The organism is Psychroserpens sp. (genome assembly GCF_036960315.1).
Taxonomy (GTDB): Bacteria; Bacteroidota; Bacteroidia; order Flavobacteriales; family Flavobacteriaceae; genus Psychroserpens.
Map to the genome: position 1 here is coordinate 229,319 of NZ_JBALVR010000001.1, position 15,093 is coordinate 244,411.

Sequence of the window (15,093 nt, forward strand, 5' to 3'; positions counted from 1 at the left end):
AAGCGTCCTATCGTAAGATAGGACGCTTAACATTAACCAATCAACTATTATTAGAAGCTAATCCTTCTTTTTCATAGAACTCTAAACTATTAGTTCAAGTTCATAGCTTCCCAGTTTTTGTCGGCTTTAGTTTGTAAACCTTTCACATTATTTTTTTGCCAGGTCTTTAAAGTGTTATTTCCCCAAGAATTATAGAATAAATAGAGCTTTCCATCTCTAATTTCAAAGGTTTCGGGATTAATATCAACCTTTTTAGATTTTACAGCAATGGCATATGCGCAATAGCCTCCATATTGCGGAATGTATTTTTCGGGATTACTTTTAAATGTGATGCGGTTCTTTTCTGAAGAGAATTTAAATTTCACGGTATCGTAAGTTGTTGTGAACTCTTTTTTACCTTCTACAGCTTGGTTGTCAAAATAAGCGACAACATCATAACCTTTGGCTACGTAATCTTTTTTAGTATTATAATCTGCGGATTGTGCGAATGTGGTTATCATTCCGAAGAAAAAAATAACACTTAGAATTTTGGTTTTCATTAATCTATAGTCGATTAAAATTTCTAAAGTTTACAAGACCATCAAATTGCAGCCTCTAATATCACTGGAGTCAAAACGACCAATAATTTCAAAACTATGATCATCATAAACACGACCTAAATCTTGTGTAGCAATAAACGAACACGAATTGATATTCGCTAAATCAATAACATTAATACCACCAGTTTTTTTTGTTTTCTGTAGTGTAAGAGCATCTTCAGGATCACGAGTGAGAATACGCATCCAATAGGGGCATTTAAATCTTCCATCACCTAAAGAATACGCTTGACTTAGTAATTCGGTCATGCCATATTCGCTATGAATTTTCGAGACACCAAATCCCGATTTTAAAACAGAATGCAGTTCATCTCTTACGAGTTCTTTTCTGCGACCTTTCATTCCGCCAGTTTCCATAATGATGGTGTTTTTTAGCTGGAATTGATGTAGTTCTAACAAATCTAATAATGCGAAGGACACACCAATGAGTAATACTTTTTTTCCTTTAGCATCTAATGTGATGAGTTGCTCTTTTAGTTCGTGAATAGTGTCGAGGTAAAATCCGCTTTCTGCATGTTGAGACTCACGGATCATATCATTAACCATATAAATCAATGAAGAACCTTTGCGCTCCAAATAATTAGGAAGTAATGCCAGAATAACATAATCGCTAATAGTTCCGTAAAAGGCATTAAATCCTTTACGAAAGCTTTGTTCGTAAATCGATAAGTTGGTGACATAGTGTTTGCTGGTTATAGAGCCAGTAGTTCCACTACTTGAAAAGGTGTCTTCAATTTGAGCCTGAGAACTGAGGACACGATGGCTTTTAAAAAATTGAATAGGCAAAAACGGGATGTCTTCAATGCAATTGATATCACTTGGGTTTTTATATAACAAATCACAAAAGGAACGGTACACAGTATTGTTCTCAAACTGAAATTTAAAAACATCTAATGCTAATCTATTGAATGCATCTTCCGAAGAAACAGAAAATATATCAGTTGTGTTTATCATTACTGCAAAAGTATGGAAAAACAAAAAGCGTCCCGATAATTATCGGGACGCTTTTAAAGTTATTTATAATAACGAATTACTTAATCACTAATTTTTTAGTAACCGAAGCGTTATTTTGAGAAATCTTTAAGATGTAAATACCCGTGTTTAATGCAGAAACATTTAAACGGTTGTTACTTACAGTTTCACTGATTACTTGTTTTCCAAGGATATCATAAACTGTAACAGCAATATTTTCATTGTTTGCGCTTACAATATTTACAAATCCTGTTGCTGTTGGGTTAGGATATACCTTAAACCCAGTCGTTTCGAACGAAGGAGTGCTTAATATTAAATCACTAAGACTTCTCACATAAATTTGTGAAGTACCATTAAATTCTCCTGCTACACCAATTACACGAGGTAGTGTTGTAGTAGACATAGGAATAATAGTACCTATATAATCTGCTGAAAAGAAATCTGTACGCATAATTGTATTTTCAGCTCCATCATTAATATCATAATTTTGTCCAGTTGCAAACATTTCCATTCCATCACCAATTGGGAATGATACATTTTGAAGCTCTATTAACTCAGATTCATAATCATTTGGTGCTGCATTAAAAGCAGGAACAGTAACCACTTGTGGTGTTACAGGATTTCCAGAAGAAGCAAGAGTTCCAGAATCTGAAGTAGGAACAAATCTTAATATGCCATTACTTTCTTCAGTTGTGCCTCTTAGTCCAGTTACCATATCTCCAACAGCATATGGACTTGCGTTTAAAACATCTGCTTGATCATATATTAATACTCCTGAGATATTTGTGTCTTGAATCCATTTTCTATCTCTAAACCCATCAGTGTGAGTTACAAGTGAGCCATTAGTGATTTCATAAAATCTTCCAAGGCCATTATTTGTTACATCAGCTCTTAAAGCTGTTATATCAGCTACAGTTATTAAATTACCAACACTAAAATCTACACCTTCAAAATCTAAAACAGTGGCTCCAGACATTAGGTTAACAGTAATGTTGTACGATTGTCCATCTACTGTAGGTACAGGGTAAGGGCTTGTTACGCCTGTGAAAAGAGAACCGTTAACATCTATATCAAATGTCTCGCCTCCAGATAAATTTGTAGCAGAAAACTCTACATCTACAGAAGATGTTCCAGGAGCAAATACAGTTCCGTCAGCAGGAGCTGTAACACTAACGGTAGGATTTGAAACAAAACCATCAATTAGTCTAATATTATCTATAGCAATATCTTCATCTCCATTTTTTAAATCAGTAAAAGTAAGACGTATATCTACAAGAGAACCAGAGCTCATTGCAGCTGTAAATTCTTGAAAATTTGGAGCTAAACGTGTTCCGTCTCCAACACCATCATTGTCTGTGTCTAAAGCAGGTTCTTTGTTTGAAGAGCTTGAACTGCCATCAGGTCTCAATTCGATAGCTTCAAATTGTAATAACGTGGTAAACATACCAGAATTATCAATATCAACTTCAACAGTAAAACTAGAACCATCATCCCAATCTTCATTTGTGCCATCATCATCTTCAGCAACAAGCATAGCAAAAGTTAAATTGGTAAAAGTAGAGATGTCAATATCGTCAAAATCTATAGTAATGGTTGCAGGATTTCCATCTCCATCTGTATCCATTGCTGCAAAGTAAAAAGAACCATCTTCGCCAGTTACTACATATGAAGTATTAATTCCTGTGCCATCAGTTCTTATAAAGAAATCTCCAGATCCATCAGTAAATTCTGGAACAGAAGAAGCATATCTAGTACCATTTCCATCTGTTTCGAAAGATTCTGAGAAAACAGTAGTTTGCCCAAAAGAAACGAAAGAAATTAATAAAATAAATAAAAAGTAAAGTTTTTTCATAATTATATAGTTTGTTAAAAATTAAGTATTTAATAAAAATAGCAATCAAATATACTCAGTTTTTGTGTTTATAACGAATATTTTAACTACTAAAACGGTATTTTACAATTAAATAACATTGTTTTTTAAATGTCTAAAAAATAATGTTACAATGTTTTTTTTAGGTTAACTTAATGTTATCAATTATCGCTTTCGTATGAATTTTTGTTATTAATCTTATCTTTACATCACTAAGTTTTTTAAACTAAAAATAATGAAACATCTATAAGTATAAGATCCAATTGAACTCGGAGATGATTTTATAGATGTAGCATATAACCTTAAAAAGGCAATAAATAGTATCACATGAAAGAGAGAGATATTAAAATTTTGTTGGTCGACGATGAACCAGATATTCTAGAGATTGTTGGTTATAATTTGTCTTCTCAAGGCTATCAAATTATCACTGCAGAAAATGGTGTTGAGGCCGTAAAAAAAGCAAAAAAAGAGAAGCCTCAACTCATTATTTTAGATGTTATGATGCCTGAAATGGATGGTATAGAAGCGTGTCAACTTATTAGGAAAGTTCCAGATTTAAGTGATACTATAATTACGTTTCTAACAGCAAGAGGTGAAGATTATTCACAAATGGCTGGTTTTGATGCTGGTGCAGATGACTATATTACAAAGCCAATTAAGCCAAAAATTTTGGTGAGTAAGGTAAAAGCCTTGTTAAGACGTATTAAGGACGAAGAACAAGTAGAAGATATCATTAAAATAGGAAACCTAACGGTTAATAGGGAAGAGTACAAAATCATGATCAAGGGAGAAGAAATGGTGCTGCCAAGAAAAGAGTTTGAATTGCTATATTTGTTAGCAACAAAACCTAATAAAGTTTTTAAACGAGAAGAAATCCTTGATAAAGTTTGGGGAAATGAAGTGGTTGTTGGTGGCCGTACCATTGATGTTCACATTAGAAAGTTACGAGAGAAAATAGGAGATGAGAAATTTAAAACTATTAAAGGTGTTGGGTATAAATTTGTAGATTGATGCAGAACAAATTAAAAAAAACATACAGGTTTTCTTTCATAACATCACTGTATATCACTATTTTTTTAACGTTCTTATCGAGTGTTTTTTTGTACATACTTCATTCCGTAGACGTCCTTTATTTAATCTCTTTCGCTGTTTTTACCTATGTGCTAACATTTATAGTCATTCAATACAGAGTAGAACGATTTATTTACAGACGTGTAAAAAAAATCTATGATGATTTAACGCTTCTAGAATCTAGTTCTTTGCGCAAACAACCTATAACTACAGATATGGCAACGCTTACCGAAGAAATTGAAAAGTATGCCAAAGACAAAAAGCTCGAAATAGAAACGCTTAAAGTAAGAGAGGAATACCGTAAGGAGTTTTTAGGTAATGTGTCTCACGAATTAAAAACACCATTGTTTACAGTTCAGGGTTATCTCTTGACATTAATAGATGGTGCTATTGATGATAAAAAAGTTAGTGAAAAATATCTCAATAGAGCTAACAAAGGTTTAGAGCGTTTGATATACATCGTCAAAGATTTGGATATGATTACCAAATTAGAGGTTGGTGATTTGAGATTAAATATCGAAGCATTTAATATTGTAGAATTAGTAGAAAGCGTGTTTGACCTCTTAGAAATGAAAGCTGCTAAGAAGAAAATATCTCTCATTTTCGACATGGAATACACAGAGCCAATTATGGTTTTGGCAGACAGAGAACGTATCCAACAAGTCTTAACAAATCTTATCGTTAATTCTATAAAATATGGCGAAGAAAAAGGGACTACTGAAGTCAGTATAGAAGATCTCATCAAAAACAAAGCTATTGTGAGAGTTACAGATAATGGTGAAGGGATCTTAGAAACTAATTTACCACGTTTATTTGAACGTTTTTATAGAGTAGATAAAAGTGGTTCACGTAAAGAAGGTGGTTCCGGACTTGGACTTTCCATCGTGAAGCATATTATTGAAGCTCATGACGAAAAAATTTACATTGAAAGTGAAATAGGTATTGGCAGTGAGTTTTCATTTACCCTCGAAAAGGCGAAATAATTTTCTATAATTCACCTCATATTCCATTATACTCAATCCCTTATATTCTGAAATTTGACTGAGCTTATCAATTGTGAAATCCTTTTGTTTACAGCTTGCTGCATAACCAAGATTGGTTAATCGTTCGGCAAGGTATTCTTGTTCAAATTGACCAGGTGTAGGAATAAAAAATACGTTTTTACTTAATTTTGTTAAATCCATAATGGTGGTGTAGCCAGAACGAGCCACAACAGTCTTACTTTCGTTAATCGCATTTCCTAATTCTTCAGAAGTCATAAAATTATAAACCCTCATGTTGTTTTCTTCGGAAATATGCTGCTCCTTTTCAATCAGACCTCTAACAAAAATTACCTTGCCTTTATGTTTCTTAAACTCGCAGAGGAGCTGGTCTTCTATAAACGTACGTTGAGGTTCCGGGCCAGAAAGCAATACCATTACATCATATCTAATAGGTCTATCTTCTTTTGAAAACCGGCTTAAAGGACCAATGAATTTTATAGGCATTTCATGCATATGTGTGTGACCTAATATCCCACTTAGGTTGACATTTCCTAGATTATCGGGTACCCAACATTCGTGAAAACGCTTGATAATTTTTTGATGTAATTTTGTGCTCAACCAAGTTGTATTTCCGCTCAAAACCTGAAGTTGATGTGTTATAAAAACACAAGGTATTTTTTTGTTATGGATACCTAAACGGTTATCAGAGATGATACCATCAATGTGGTAATCTTCAATAATGGAAGCGACACTCTTTTTTTCTGCTTTAATGGCTTTTGCCATCTTAGGAGAATTCTGTAGCATTTTTAATTTAAAGTGTTTTCCTTTTTTCGGATAGGTGATTTTGTACGATGGAAGTTCAATGGATTCTAATTCAGGGAATTCCTTTCTTAAAAGCGACAAGGCAATACCATCACTTGCTATAACAGGTTCAAACTGATGTGTAATTAGTGCATTGATAATTGGGATACAACGCGTTGCATGACCTAATCCCCAATTTAAAGGCGCGATGAGTATTCGTTTCTTGTGCTGAACTTGTTTCAGTATTTTTTATTTTAATGAGTCTATGTTCAAAAACAAAGATAAGGTTAAAATGTTTCCTTAATTTTACCGCTTTAAATGTTAAGAATAACAAAGTGTTAATTTTTTAAAGTGGGAAGTAAAAACAAACTCAAGCGATTTAAAGAGAATGAAACATTTACGAATGTGTTTCAGCCAAAACGAGATGAATTGGTTAATTCAGAATATGAATTAAAAGGACATTGGAGAACCTCGGTATTCAAAAATGATAATCCTTTGGTATTAGAATTGGGATGTGGTCGTGGAGAATACTCTTTAGAATTAGCAAAGAAATTTCCAAAGAAAAATTTCATAGGTATCGATATCAAAGGTGCTCGATTTTGGAGAGGTGCCAAAACAGCAATCGAAGAAAACATTACAAATGTTGCTTTTATACGTACACAAATAGAATTGGTTGACTTTGCATTTGCTGAGAATGAAGTGGATGAAATTTGGATCACATTTCCAGATCCTCAAATAAAATATAAGCGTACCAAGCATAGAATGACAAATTCAGATTTTTTAAAACGCTATAAAACTATTTTAAAACCAGATGGTGTGGTTAATCTGAAAACAGATAGTGAGTTTATGCATGGGTATACTCTCGGGCTCCTACATGGTGAAGGTCATGAAGTTTTGTATGCCAATCATGATGTTTATAAACAAGAGGGTAGTCCTGATGAAGTTACCAGCATTCAAACCTATTACGAGTCTCAGTATTTAGAGCATAACAAACCAATTACGTATATTAGGTTTAAAATTAGTTAGAATTGAACATTACTGTCATTTTTTTTCTCGGATTAATTATAGCACTCGTTGGTGTGGTTCCTCCTGGTTTATTGAATATGACAGCAGCAAAAGTAAGTTTAAAGGAAGGTGCTAATAGAGGTATTGTCTTTTCCATTGGTGTGTGTTTGATTGTATTTTTGCAAACCTATATTGCAGCAATGCTTGCACGATATTTAAGCAATCATTATTATGTTGTTGAAATTTTACAACGTGTTGCTTTTGTTATTTTCATTTTAATTACCATCTATTATTTATTAGTAGCGAAGGTACCTGCAAAACCAGAAGTAGAGGCTCATACTAAAAGTGGCCAAAGTCGATTTTTTCAAGGTATGTTTTTATCGGCAATAAATGTATTTCCAGTTCCTTATCACGCTTATATGACCATTACAATTGCTGGATTTGGATGGTTTGATTTTGAAAAATCAAGTATTCTTACCTATGTTACAGGAGCGGCAATGGGAACCTTTGTAATGTTGTATGTCTACATATTCTTTTTTGATAAAATCAAGAATAAGAACTTTACATCGCAAAAAAACATGAATTATATCATTGGTACAATTACAGGAATTGTAGCAGGTATTACTTTGATTAACATAGTCATGGATTGGAAATGAAGACAGAGACTTTAAATTTCTTTGATAAAGTCTATGTGGTAGCGAAACTCATTCCCTACGGAAGAGTTACTAGCTATGGTGCAATAGCCAACTACTTAGGAGCAAAACGCAGTGCCAGAATGGTAGGATATGCAATGAATGGTTCGCATGGTAAAGATGTACCTGCACATCGTGTTGTAAACCGAAAAGGGCTACTTACTGGAAAGCATCATTTCGATGGTACAAACCTTATGCAGCAACTTTTAGAAAGCGAAGGTATTACTGTTATTGAGAATCAAATTCAAGATTTGGAAAGGGTGTATTGGGATCCAGCTAAAGAATTATAACTCGTTATTCTGAACTTGTTTCAGAACCTCATTATTTGATGTTTTTTACTCCCATAATTCAACGCAATCTCACCATAAGAAATAGCAATCCCAAGACTTTAAACTTCAAGCTTTATTAAGTATATTTGCATTTAGAATGATTCTGAATAAAACATTCAAGAATTTAAAAATTGCTATGAAACGAGCATGTTAAAACTATTATCATAGAAGGAAATGATTAATAGCGAACAGCATGTGACCGTTAAAAAACATTACGTATAAACACATGAAATTAAATAAACAAGATATACTTAAAGCACTCGAATCCATTTCTGCACCTGGCGAAGGACAAAATATGGTAGAGAGTGGAGCAGTAACGAATGTGGTCACATTTGCTGACGAGGTTATTGTTGATATTACAATTACAAACCCTAGTTTACAGGCTAAAAAGAAAACCGAAGTCGAGATTATGAAAACGATTCATGATAAGGTTTATGAGAAAGCAAAAATTAAGGTAAATATAAAAGTTGATGCACCAACTAAATCTGCACCTAATGTGATTAAAGGGAAGACTATCCCTGGAATTAAAAATATTATTGCCGTTGCTTCAGGAAAAGGAGGTGTCGGTAAATCTACTGTAACCGCTAACTTGGCTGTGACCTTAGCAAAAATGGGTTTTAAAGTTGGGATTTTAGACGCAGATATCTATGGGCCATCAATGCCTATTATGTTTGATGTAGAATTAGAGCGACCATTAGCAACTAATGTCGATGGAAAATCTAAAATGAAACCTGTAGAGAACTATGGGGTCAAAATTCTTTCTATTGGTTTTTTCACAAAACCAGATCAAGCAGTTGTTTGGAGAGGTCCAATGGCATCTAAAGCCTTAAATCAAATGATTTTTGATGCTGATTGGGGAGAACTTGATTTTATGTTATTGGATTTGCCTCCAGGAACAGGAGATATTCATTTAAGTATTATGCAATCACTTCCAATTACTGGAGCTGTTATTGTAAGTACACCACAAAATGTGGCTCTGGCAGATGCCAAGAAAGGTGTTTCCATGTTTCAACAAGAAAGCATTAATGTGCCTGTGTTGGGTATTATTGAAAATATGGCTTATTTTACTCCAGATGAACTTCCCGATAATAAATACTATATCTTCGGAAAGGAAGGGGCGAAAAATCTTGCTGAAGACTTAAACGTACGTTTTTTAGGAGAGTTACCTTTGGTGCAAAGCATAAGAGAAGCTGGAGATGTTGGCCGACCAGCAGCATTGCAAACTGCAACGGAATTAGAGCAAGCTTTTGAGAAGTTAACCCAAAACGTTGTTGAAGAAGTCGTCAGACGTAATGATGACTTGCCGCCAACAGAAGCAATTAAGATAACCACGATGGCTGGATGTTCAGCAGTAAATAAGAAATAGAACATGAGTACAGAAGAACTAAGATTGAATGTCGAAAAAGCATTGGATGAAATTCGTCCGTTTTTACAAAGTGATGGCGGTGATATCTCACTGTTGTCCATTGAAAATGATAATTTGGTAAAAGTGCAATTGCAAGGTGCTTGCGTTGGATGTAGTGTGAACCAAATGACACTCAAGTCTGGTGTGGAAATGACTATTAAAAAGTATGCGCCTCAAATTGAACACGTTGTTAATATAGAGGCTTAGTTTGGCGTGACCACAAGGGTCAGGCTTTCGGTAGTCGCTATCAAAGATGAGCTCCAACAAAACCTCAATCCTTCACGCAAATTGATAAATGTCATAAAATTTAGAATTAAATTCATAAAACTTTGTAATCAGAAATCAAAGTTAAATTAAAGAGATACCCATTGTCATGGGCATTACTATGATTAAAACAGATATACTCATTATTGGTGCAGGACCAACAGGACTCTTTACAGTTTTTGAAGCAGGTCTGCTTAAATTAAAATGCCATTTAATTGATGCTTTGCCACAACCTGGCGGACAATGTTCAGAAATATATCCTAAAAAACCGATTTACGATATTCCTGCCTACCCAGAAATTCTTGCAGGTGATCTTACCGAAAAATTAATAGAACAGTCTAAGCAATTTGAACCAGGTTATACACTTGGTGAACGCGCTGAAACAATAGAGAAACAAGAAGACGGAACATTTATTGTGACAACCAATAAAGGAACAAAACATCAAGCGCCTGTAGTGGCTATTGCTGGTGGGTTAGGGAGTTTTGAACCTCGTAAACCCTTAATTCATAATATTACCGATTTTGAAGATATAGGCGTAGAGTACATCATTAAGGACCCTGAAATCTATAGAGATAAAAACGTAGTGATTTCAGGTGGAGGAGATTCGGCATTAGATTGGAGTATCTTTTTAAGTGATGTTGCGAGTAAAGTGACTTTAATTCATAGACGTAATGAATTCCGTGGACATCTTGATTCCGTAGAAAAAGTTCAAGAATTAAAAAACCATGGAAAAATAAACCTTGTTACACCTGCTGAAGTTATTGGAATCGTTGGTGATAATAAGGTGAAAGCCGTTGTTGTAAAACAAGCACAACATATTGAAAGAGAGTTCGAGATAGAGTGTGATCATTTTATACCACTTTTTGGACTATCGCCAAAACTTGGTCCTATTGCAAATTGGGGATTAGAGATTAAAAAAAATGCTATTGTAGTTAATAATGCGTTAGATTATCAAACTAATATTCCTGGGATTTTTGCAATTGGAGATGTTAATACCTATCCAGGGAAATTGAAACTGATTTTATGTGGTTTCCATGAAGCGACATTAATGTGTCAAGCGGCTTACCAAATTATCAATCCAGGAAAACGTTACGTATTAAAATATACAACTGTAAGTGGAGTCGATGGATTTGATGGTACTCGAAAAGAAGCGCCAAAAGCAGTTGTAAAAGCAATAGAATAATTACTATCAACGGGGTACTAATTACTAATAAAATGGAACAAGACGTAAACATAAAAATAATAGATAGAGATGGTGTTACTCACGACGTGTTAGCCCCTACAGATATGGCGATGAACCTCATGGAGGTTGTTCGTTCTTACGAATTAGCGCCAGAAGGCACTATTGGTATTTGTGGTGGCATGGCTATGTGTGCCTCTTGCCAGTGTTATGTGAATTCTGATCATAAACTTCCCGAAATGCATGATGAAGAAGAAGCCATGCTAAGCGAAGCATTTTACGTTAAAGATAATTCTCGTTTAGGCTGTCAGATTCAAATGACATCAGAGATGGAAGGTTTAGAGGTTGAGTTAGCTCCAGAATCGTAATTAATTTATTCAGTCTTATAGTCTATTAATTTCCGAGGACCTTCCAACAAAACTCTAACAATCTTCAGCGTACCATCATCCGAAGTAGCAATTTGCCATTTAATGAGTGAGATTTCACCATTTTCAATTTCTATACCTGTAATACTTCTTGGGTGTACACAACTTCCATCATTAAAAAAAGCGATGTCTCCTGGTTCTGGAAAACGAGGTCTGTGTGTGTGACCAACAATCGTAATTAGATTATTATTTTCGGCAATCCATTTTTTTGTGCGTCGCTCTACCTTTATCAACTCTTTGTAGTTTTTCGCAGGACTAGTAGGATCAGCAATGCCCATAACGTTTAATGGTTTCCAAAGCACACGAACCATAAACCGACTCCATTTCCAGAAGAGATAGTTCCACCAATCGGCTTGATGACCATGCGTTAAGAATAATTCTTGTCCTGTTTCAGAATATTTTAAAATGACGGCCTCATGGTATTGGAGATCACAAAAGAGTTCAACGTTTTCACCTGTTTTAGGATCAAAAAAAGCTGATAAATATTTCTCAACATATTTTGGATCGCGATAGACCATATCGTGATTTCCCCAAATCATATGCAGTCGTTCTTGCTCATGAAACAACTTCATCAACATGTACACATTTTTATGTGCATTAAAGATGGAATCAAAAGATAGGTTTTCCCAGAGTTCGTCGCCATCACCTAATTCGCAATAACTAAAACCTTCAGCATAATAATGCTTTAGAGCATGAAAATAGATGTTACGGTTATTCGCGAAATCATCAGCGAAACTATTGTCGCCTCTATGGCAATCGCTAAACAGAATGAGTTTACTAGAGTCATCAAAGTTGACAACTTTAGCATTTTTATAAGCATGATCTAATCTCTTTTTTGAAGACATGAATAAACTTTCAACTAAAATAAGCAGAAATTAATCAACCTGAGATACCTCATTCAATTTTTTCGAGAGTTATTCAAAGACAATACGTAATCATAAAAAATGCTTCTCAGGAGTGAGAAGCATTTCTTGAATTTTGCACATAACGATTCCGCAAGAGTGAAATAATTATATGTCGCTTATTATACAAAGCCACACATCTGAGTGATTTGTTAGATGTGGCTCAGCCACTATTTGAAGGCGTTGAGTCCTGTAATGTCTAAACCAGTAATTAGTAGATGTATATCGTGAGTCCCTTCATAAGTGACTACACTTTCTAAGTTCATCATATGTCTCATGATAGAATATTCGCCAGAAATTCCCATTCCACCAAGCATTTGCCTTGAGTCACGAGCAATTTTCAAAGCCATATCCACATTGTTTCGTTTCGCCATAGAAATTTGAGCAGAAGTTGCTGTTCCATTTTCACGCATTACACCAAGTCTCCAAGCTAATAATTGAGCTTTCGTGATTTCTGTAATCATCTCTGCTAGTTTCTTTTGTTGTAATTGAAACTGTCCAATTGGTTTCCCAAACTGGATACGTTCTTTACTATATCTTAAAGCAGTATCATAGCAATCCATAGCCGCTCCAATAGCACCCCAAGCAATACCAAAACGTGCTGAATCTAAACAACCAAGTGGTGCTCCAAGTCCAGACTTGTTAGGTAATAAATTTTCTTTAGGTACTTTTACGTTATCAAAAATAAGTTCACCAGTTGCGCTTGCACGAAGTGACCATTTATTATGAGTTTCAGGTGTAGTGAATCCTTCCATTCCACGTTCAACAATTAAACCATGAATACGCCCACTTTCATCTTTAGCCCAAACAACTGCGATTTGACAGAATGGCGAATTTGAAATCCACATTTTAGCACCATTTAAAAGATAATGGTCACCCATATCTTTAAAGTTGGTCACCATTCCACTAGGATTGCTTCCGTGATCTGGTTCTGTTAAACCAAAGCTTCCAATCCATTCTCCACTAGCTAATTTTGGTAAATATTTTTGACGTTGTTCTTCGTTACCATATTTCCAAATGGGATACATGACTAAAGACGATTGTACAGAAGCTGTACTTCTCACACCAGAATCACCACGTTCAATTTCTTGCATGATTAGGCCATAAGAAATTTGGTCTAATCCGGCACCTCCATATTCAACAGGAATATAAGGACCAAAAGCACCAATTTCAGCTAAACCTTTAACGATTTGAGTTGGGAATTCAGCCTTTTGTGCATACTCCTCAATAATTGGTGAAACATCACGTTTCACCCAGTCTCTGGCTGCGTCACGCACTAATTTATGTTCTTCAGAAAGTAACTCATCAAGGTTATAATAGTCAGGTGCTTCAAATAAATCTGGCTTCATTATGTGGTTTAATTTGATTGAATTACAAAAGTAACGAAAACGTTTTCAGTTGGCAATTTAAAGATGAGGTTTTAGCTGATAAATAATAAAAACGAAAGCGATTTAAGAATTTAAAAACTTTGCTAATAAGCTATGGAAATGATGTACACCTTGTTCTCTTGTTGGAGAAAATCGCCCTGCTTTATAAAAAGAGGATTTTACGCCTTTTTGAACATTTTCAACAACAAATTCATCTTCTCGTTGGACTTTCTCTAAATCTTGACTAGCGCCTTGATTTAATTTTGTTGGATCTAATACATAGGATAGAAAGGACACTTTGGTTCTATTCATATCCAAAGGTTTTACAATGTTTACAGATAAACCCCATGGATAGAAATTAAACATCATATTTGGAAATACCCAATAGTAATAAGCCCCAACATTTTTTCCGTAATCTATATGATTTTCTGGTAAATCAAAAACCTCAGTAGCTTCCTCAGTATATCCAATTTGTAAATTACAATAGTCATAAACTTCTGTTTTGTAGCTCCCATAATCCAATACGGCATTTAAACCAGGATGCACAAAAGGAACATGAAAACCTTCTAGATAATTATCGCAGTAAAGCGCCCAATTGGCGTGTACTAAATAATCTTGAGATAGAGATGCATTATATTCAAAATCATTAAAAGGAAGGAAACCTACACGTTCATTCATTTTGTCAATGACCTGCTGAAAATCAAAAGTTGGATTTAATCCTGCAAACAAAAAAGGCCCCCATTTTTTTAATGGAAATTGATGTAAGTTGTCACAAGGTCTGGGAAAATCTTCAGTTTGTTCAAATTCAGGCATATGTTCAAATTCACCTTTAAGATTGAATCGTCGCCCATGGTAAAAACAAGTTAATTTTTTAGATTTCCCCGGATTTAAAGCAACAAGATTCCCTCTATGTGTGCATACATTTGTTAAACAATTAATGTCGCCTTGCTCATTTTTTGTCAATACTAGTGGCTCTGTTAGGTATCCATCTAACAATACAAAAGGATGTACAGACTGAGGAAAGGGAACTAAACTCTCATCGCCAATCCACTGCCAAGACTTCAAGAAAACAAGTTCTTTAGTGGTTTCATATGCTGCTTTGTCTTTATAAAAAGAAGCAGGTAACGTCTCTGCTTTTGTGATATCTGGATCAATATAATAATTCGATTTCATAAAAAATATAATTGTATTTTCGTTGACGCTCCTAAATTTACACAATTAAATCTATCTT

16 protein-coding genes are annotated in these 15,093 nt (G+C 34.6%); 9 read left to right on the top strand and 7 right to left on the bottom strand.

Features of this window, described 5'->3' with window-relative positions; all coding sequences use genetic code 11:
• Positions 1-89: 89 nt before the first annotated feature.
• From V7719_RS01030 to V7719_RS01040, 3 genes are all read right to left on the bottom strand, one after another.
• A complete protein-coding gene (locus V7719_RS01030) occupies positions 90-539 on the bottom strand; it encodes a YHS domain-containing (seleno)protein (protein ID WP_335727995.1) in 450 nt (149 codons plus the stop codon).
• Positions 540-569: 30 nt separating this feature from the next.
• On the bottom strand, positions 570-1,550 hold the full coding sequence (locus V7719_RS01035; protein ID WP_335727996.1) for a LuxE/PaaK family acyltransferase: 981 nt from the start codon (positions 1,548-1,550) through the stop codon (positions 570-572).
• Positions 1,551-1,626: 76 nt separating this feature from the next.
• On the bottom strand, positions 1,627-3,420 hold the full coding sequence (locus tag V7719_RS01040) for a T9SS type A sorting domain-containing protein (RefSeq protein WP_335727997.1): 1,794 nt from the start codon (positions 3,418-3,420) through the stop codon (positions 1,627-1,629).
• A 345-nt stretch (positions 3,421-3,765) separates the two neighbouring features.
• On the opposite strand from V7719_RS01040, the gene V7719_RS01045 reads away from it, so the two are divergent.
• Together V7719_RS01045 and V7719_RS01050 are read left to right on the top strand one after the other, a co-directional pair.
• Positions 3,766-4,449, top strand: a complete 684-nt coding sequence (locus V7719_RS01045) for a response regulator transcription factor (protein WP_335727998.1) — start codon at positions 3,766-3,768, stop codon at positions 4,447-4,449.
• Positions 4,449-5,492: a sensor histidine kinase gene (locus V7719_RS01050; protein WP_335727999.1), complete on the top strand. Its 1,044-nt coding sequence runs from the start codon at positions 4,449-4,451 to the stop codon at positions 5,490-5,492. Before V7719_RS01045 ends, V7719_RS01050 begins: the two co-directional genes overlap by 1 nt.
• Here the strand turns inward: V7719_RS01050 and V7719_RS01055 are convergent.
• Positions 5,466-6,395 (bottom strand): glycosyltransferase, encoded by a 930-nt coding sequence (locus V7719_RS01055; protein ID WP_335728000.1) that lies wholly within the window; start codon positions 6,393-6,395, stop codon positions 5,466-5,468. The two genes, V7719_RS01050 and V7719_RS01055, sit on opposite strands and share 27 nt — an antisense overlap.
• A 249-nt stretch (positions 6,396-6,644) precedes the next feature.
• On the opposite strand from V7719_RS01055, the gene trmB reads away from it, so the two are divergent.
• From trmB to V7719_RS01090, 7 genes are all read left to right on the top strand, one after another.
• The gene (gene trmB / locus V7719_RS01060; protein ID WP_335728001.1) at positions 6,645-7,319 is read left to right on the top strand and encodes a tRNA (guanosine(46)-N7)-methyltransferase TrmB; all 675 of its coding nucleotides are present in this window, start codon (positions 6,645-6,647) and stop codon (positions 7,317-7,319) included.
• Between the two features lie 2 nt (positions 7,320-7,321).
• Entirely contained in the window at positions 7,322-7,954 is a 633-nt protein-coding gene (locus V7719_RS01065; RefSeq protein WP_335728002.1) for a lysine transporter LysE, read from the top strand.
• Positions 7,951-8,280 (top strand): MGMT family protein, encoded by a 330-nt coding sequence (locus tag V7719_RS01070; protein WP_335728003.1) that lies wholly within the window; start codon positions 7,951-7,953, stop codon positions 8,278-8,280. Before V7719_RS01065 ends, V7719_RS01070 begins: the two co-directional genes overlap by 4 nt.
• Positions 8,281-8,545: 265 nt before the next feature.
• The gene (locus tag V7719_RS01075) at positions 8,546-9,685 is read left to right on the top strand and encodes an Mrp/NBP35 family ATP-binding protein (protein ID WP_335728004.1); all 1,140 of its coding nucleotides are present in this window, start codon (positions 8,546-8,548) and stop codon (positions 9,683-9,685) included.
• A gap of 3 nt (positions 9,686-9,688) precedes the next feature.
• On the top strand, positions 9,689-9,931 hold the full coding sequence (locus tag V7719_RS01080) for a NifU family protein (protein WP_335728005.1): 243 nt from the start codon (positions 9,689-9,691) through the stop codon (positions 9,929-9,931).
• Positions 9,932-10,109: 178 nt separating this feature from the next.
• Positions 10,110-11,171, top strand: a complete 1,062-nt coding sequence (locus V7719_RS01085; protein WP_335728503.1) for an NAD(P)/FAD-dependent oxidoreductase — start codon at positions 10,110-10,112, stop codon at positions 11,169-11,171.
• A gap of 32 nt (positions 11,172-11,203) precedes the next feature.
• Positions 11,204-11,536, top strand: a complete 333-nt coding sequence (locus V7719_RS01090; RefSeq protein ID WP_335728006.1) for a ferredoxin — start codon at positions 11,204-11,206, stop codon at positions 11,534-11,536.
• A 5-nt stretch (positions 11,537-11,541) separates the two neighbouring features.
• Here the strand turns inward: V7719_RS01090 and V7719_RS01095 are convergent, their stop codons facing one another.
• The 3 genes from V7719_RS01095 to V7719_RS01105 form a co-directional block, all read right to left on the bottom strand.
• On the bottom strand, positions 11,542-12,438 hold the full coding sequence (locus V7719_RS01095) for a metallophosphoesterase family protein (protein ID WP_335728007.1): 897 nt from the start codon (positions 12,436-12,438) through the stop codon (positions 11,542-11,544).
• A 227-nt stretch (positions 12,439-12,665) separates the two neighbouring features.
• Positions 12,666-13,844 carry an acyl-CoA dehydrogenase family protein gene (locus tag V7719_RS01100; protein ID WP_335728008.1) on the bottom strand — a complete coding sequence of 393 codons (1,179 nt, stop codon included), beginning with the start codon at positions 13,842-13,844 and terminating at the stop codon, positions 12,666-12,668.
• Between the two features lie 102 nt (positions 13,845-13,946).
• Positions 13,947-15,035, bottom strand: a complete 1,089-nt coding sequence (locus V7719_RS01105; protein WP_335728009.1) for an SRPBCC family protein — start codon at positions 15,033-15,035, stop codon at positions 13,947-13,949.
• Positions 15,036-15,093: the final 58 nt, after the last annotated feature.

What these genes read in the sequence shown, in the direction of transcription:
- V7719_RS01030 (WP_335727995.1), bottom strand. Translation starts at nt 539, where the DNA reads ATGAAAACCAAAATTCTAAGTGTTATTTTTTTCTTCGGAATGATAACC.
- V7719_RS01035 (WP_335727996.1), bottom strand. Translation starts at nt 1,550, where the DNA reads ATGATAAACACAACTGATATATTTTCTGTTTCTTCGGAAGATGCATTC.
- V7719_RS01040 (WP_335727997.1), bottom strand. Translation starts at nt 3,420, where the DNA reads ATGAAAAAACTTTACTTTTTATTTATTTTATTAATTTCTTTCGTTTCT.
- V7719_RS01045 (WP_335727998.1), top strand. Translation starts at nt 3,766, where the DNA reads ATGAAAGAGAGAGATATTAAAATTTTGTTGGTCGACGATGAACCAGAT.
- V7719_RS01050 (WP_335727999.1), top strand. Translation starts at nt 4,449, where the DNA reads ATGCAGAACAAATTAAAAAAAACATACAGGTTTTCTTTCATAACATCA.
- V7719_RS01070 (WP_335728003.1), top strand. Translation starts at nt 7,951, where the DNA reads ATGAAGACAGAGACTTTAAATTTCTTTGATAAAGTCTATGTGGTAGCG.
- V7719_RS01075 (WP_335728004.1), top strand. Translation starts at nt 8,546, where the DNA reads ATGAAATTAAATAAACAAGATATACTTAAAGCACTCGAATCCATTTCT.
- V7719_RS01080 (WP_335728005.1), top strand. Translation starts at nt 9,689, where the DNA reads ATGAGTACAGAAGAACTAAGATTGAATGTCGAAAAAGCATTGGATGAA.
- V7719_RS01085 (WP_335728503.1), top strand. Translation starts at nt 10,110, where the DNA reads ATGATTAAAACAGATATACTCATTATTGGTGCAGGACCAACAGGACTC.
- V7719_RS01090 (WP_335728006.1), top strand. Translation starts at nt 11,204, where the DNA reads ATGGAACAAGACGTAAACATAAAAATAATAGATAGAGATGGTGTTACT.
- V7719_RS01095 (WP_335728007.1), bottom strand. Translation starts at nt 12,438, where the DNA reads ATGTCTTCAAAAAAGAGATTAGATCATGCTTATAAAAATGCTAAAGTT.
- V7719_RS01100 (WP_335728008.1), bottom strand. Translation starts at nt 13,844, where the DNA reads ATGAAGCCAGATTTATTTGAAGCACCTGACTATTATAACCTTGATGAG.
- V7719_RS01105 (WP_335728009.1), bottom strand. Translation starts at nt 15,035, where the DNA reads ATGAAATCGAATTATTATATTGATCCAGATATCACAAAAGCAGAGACG.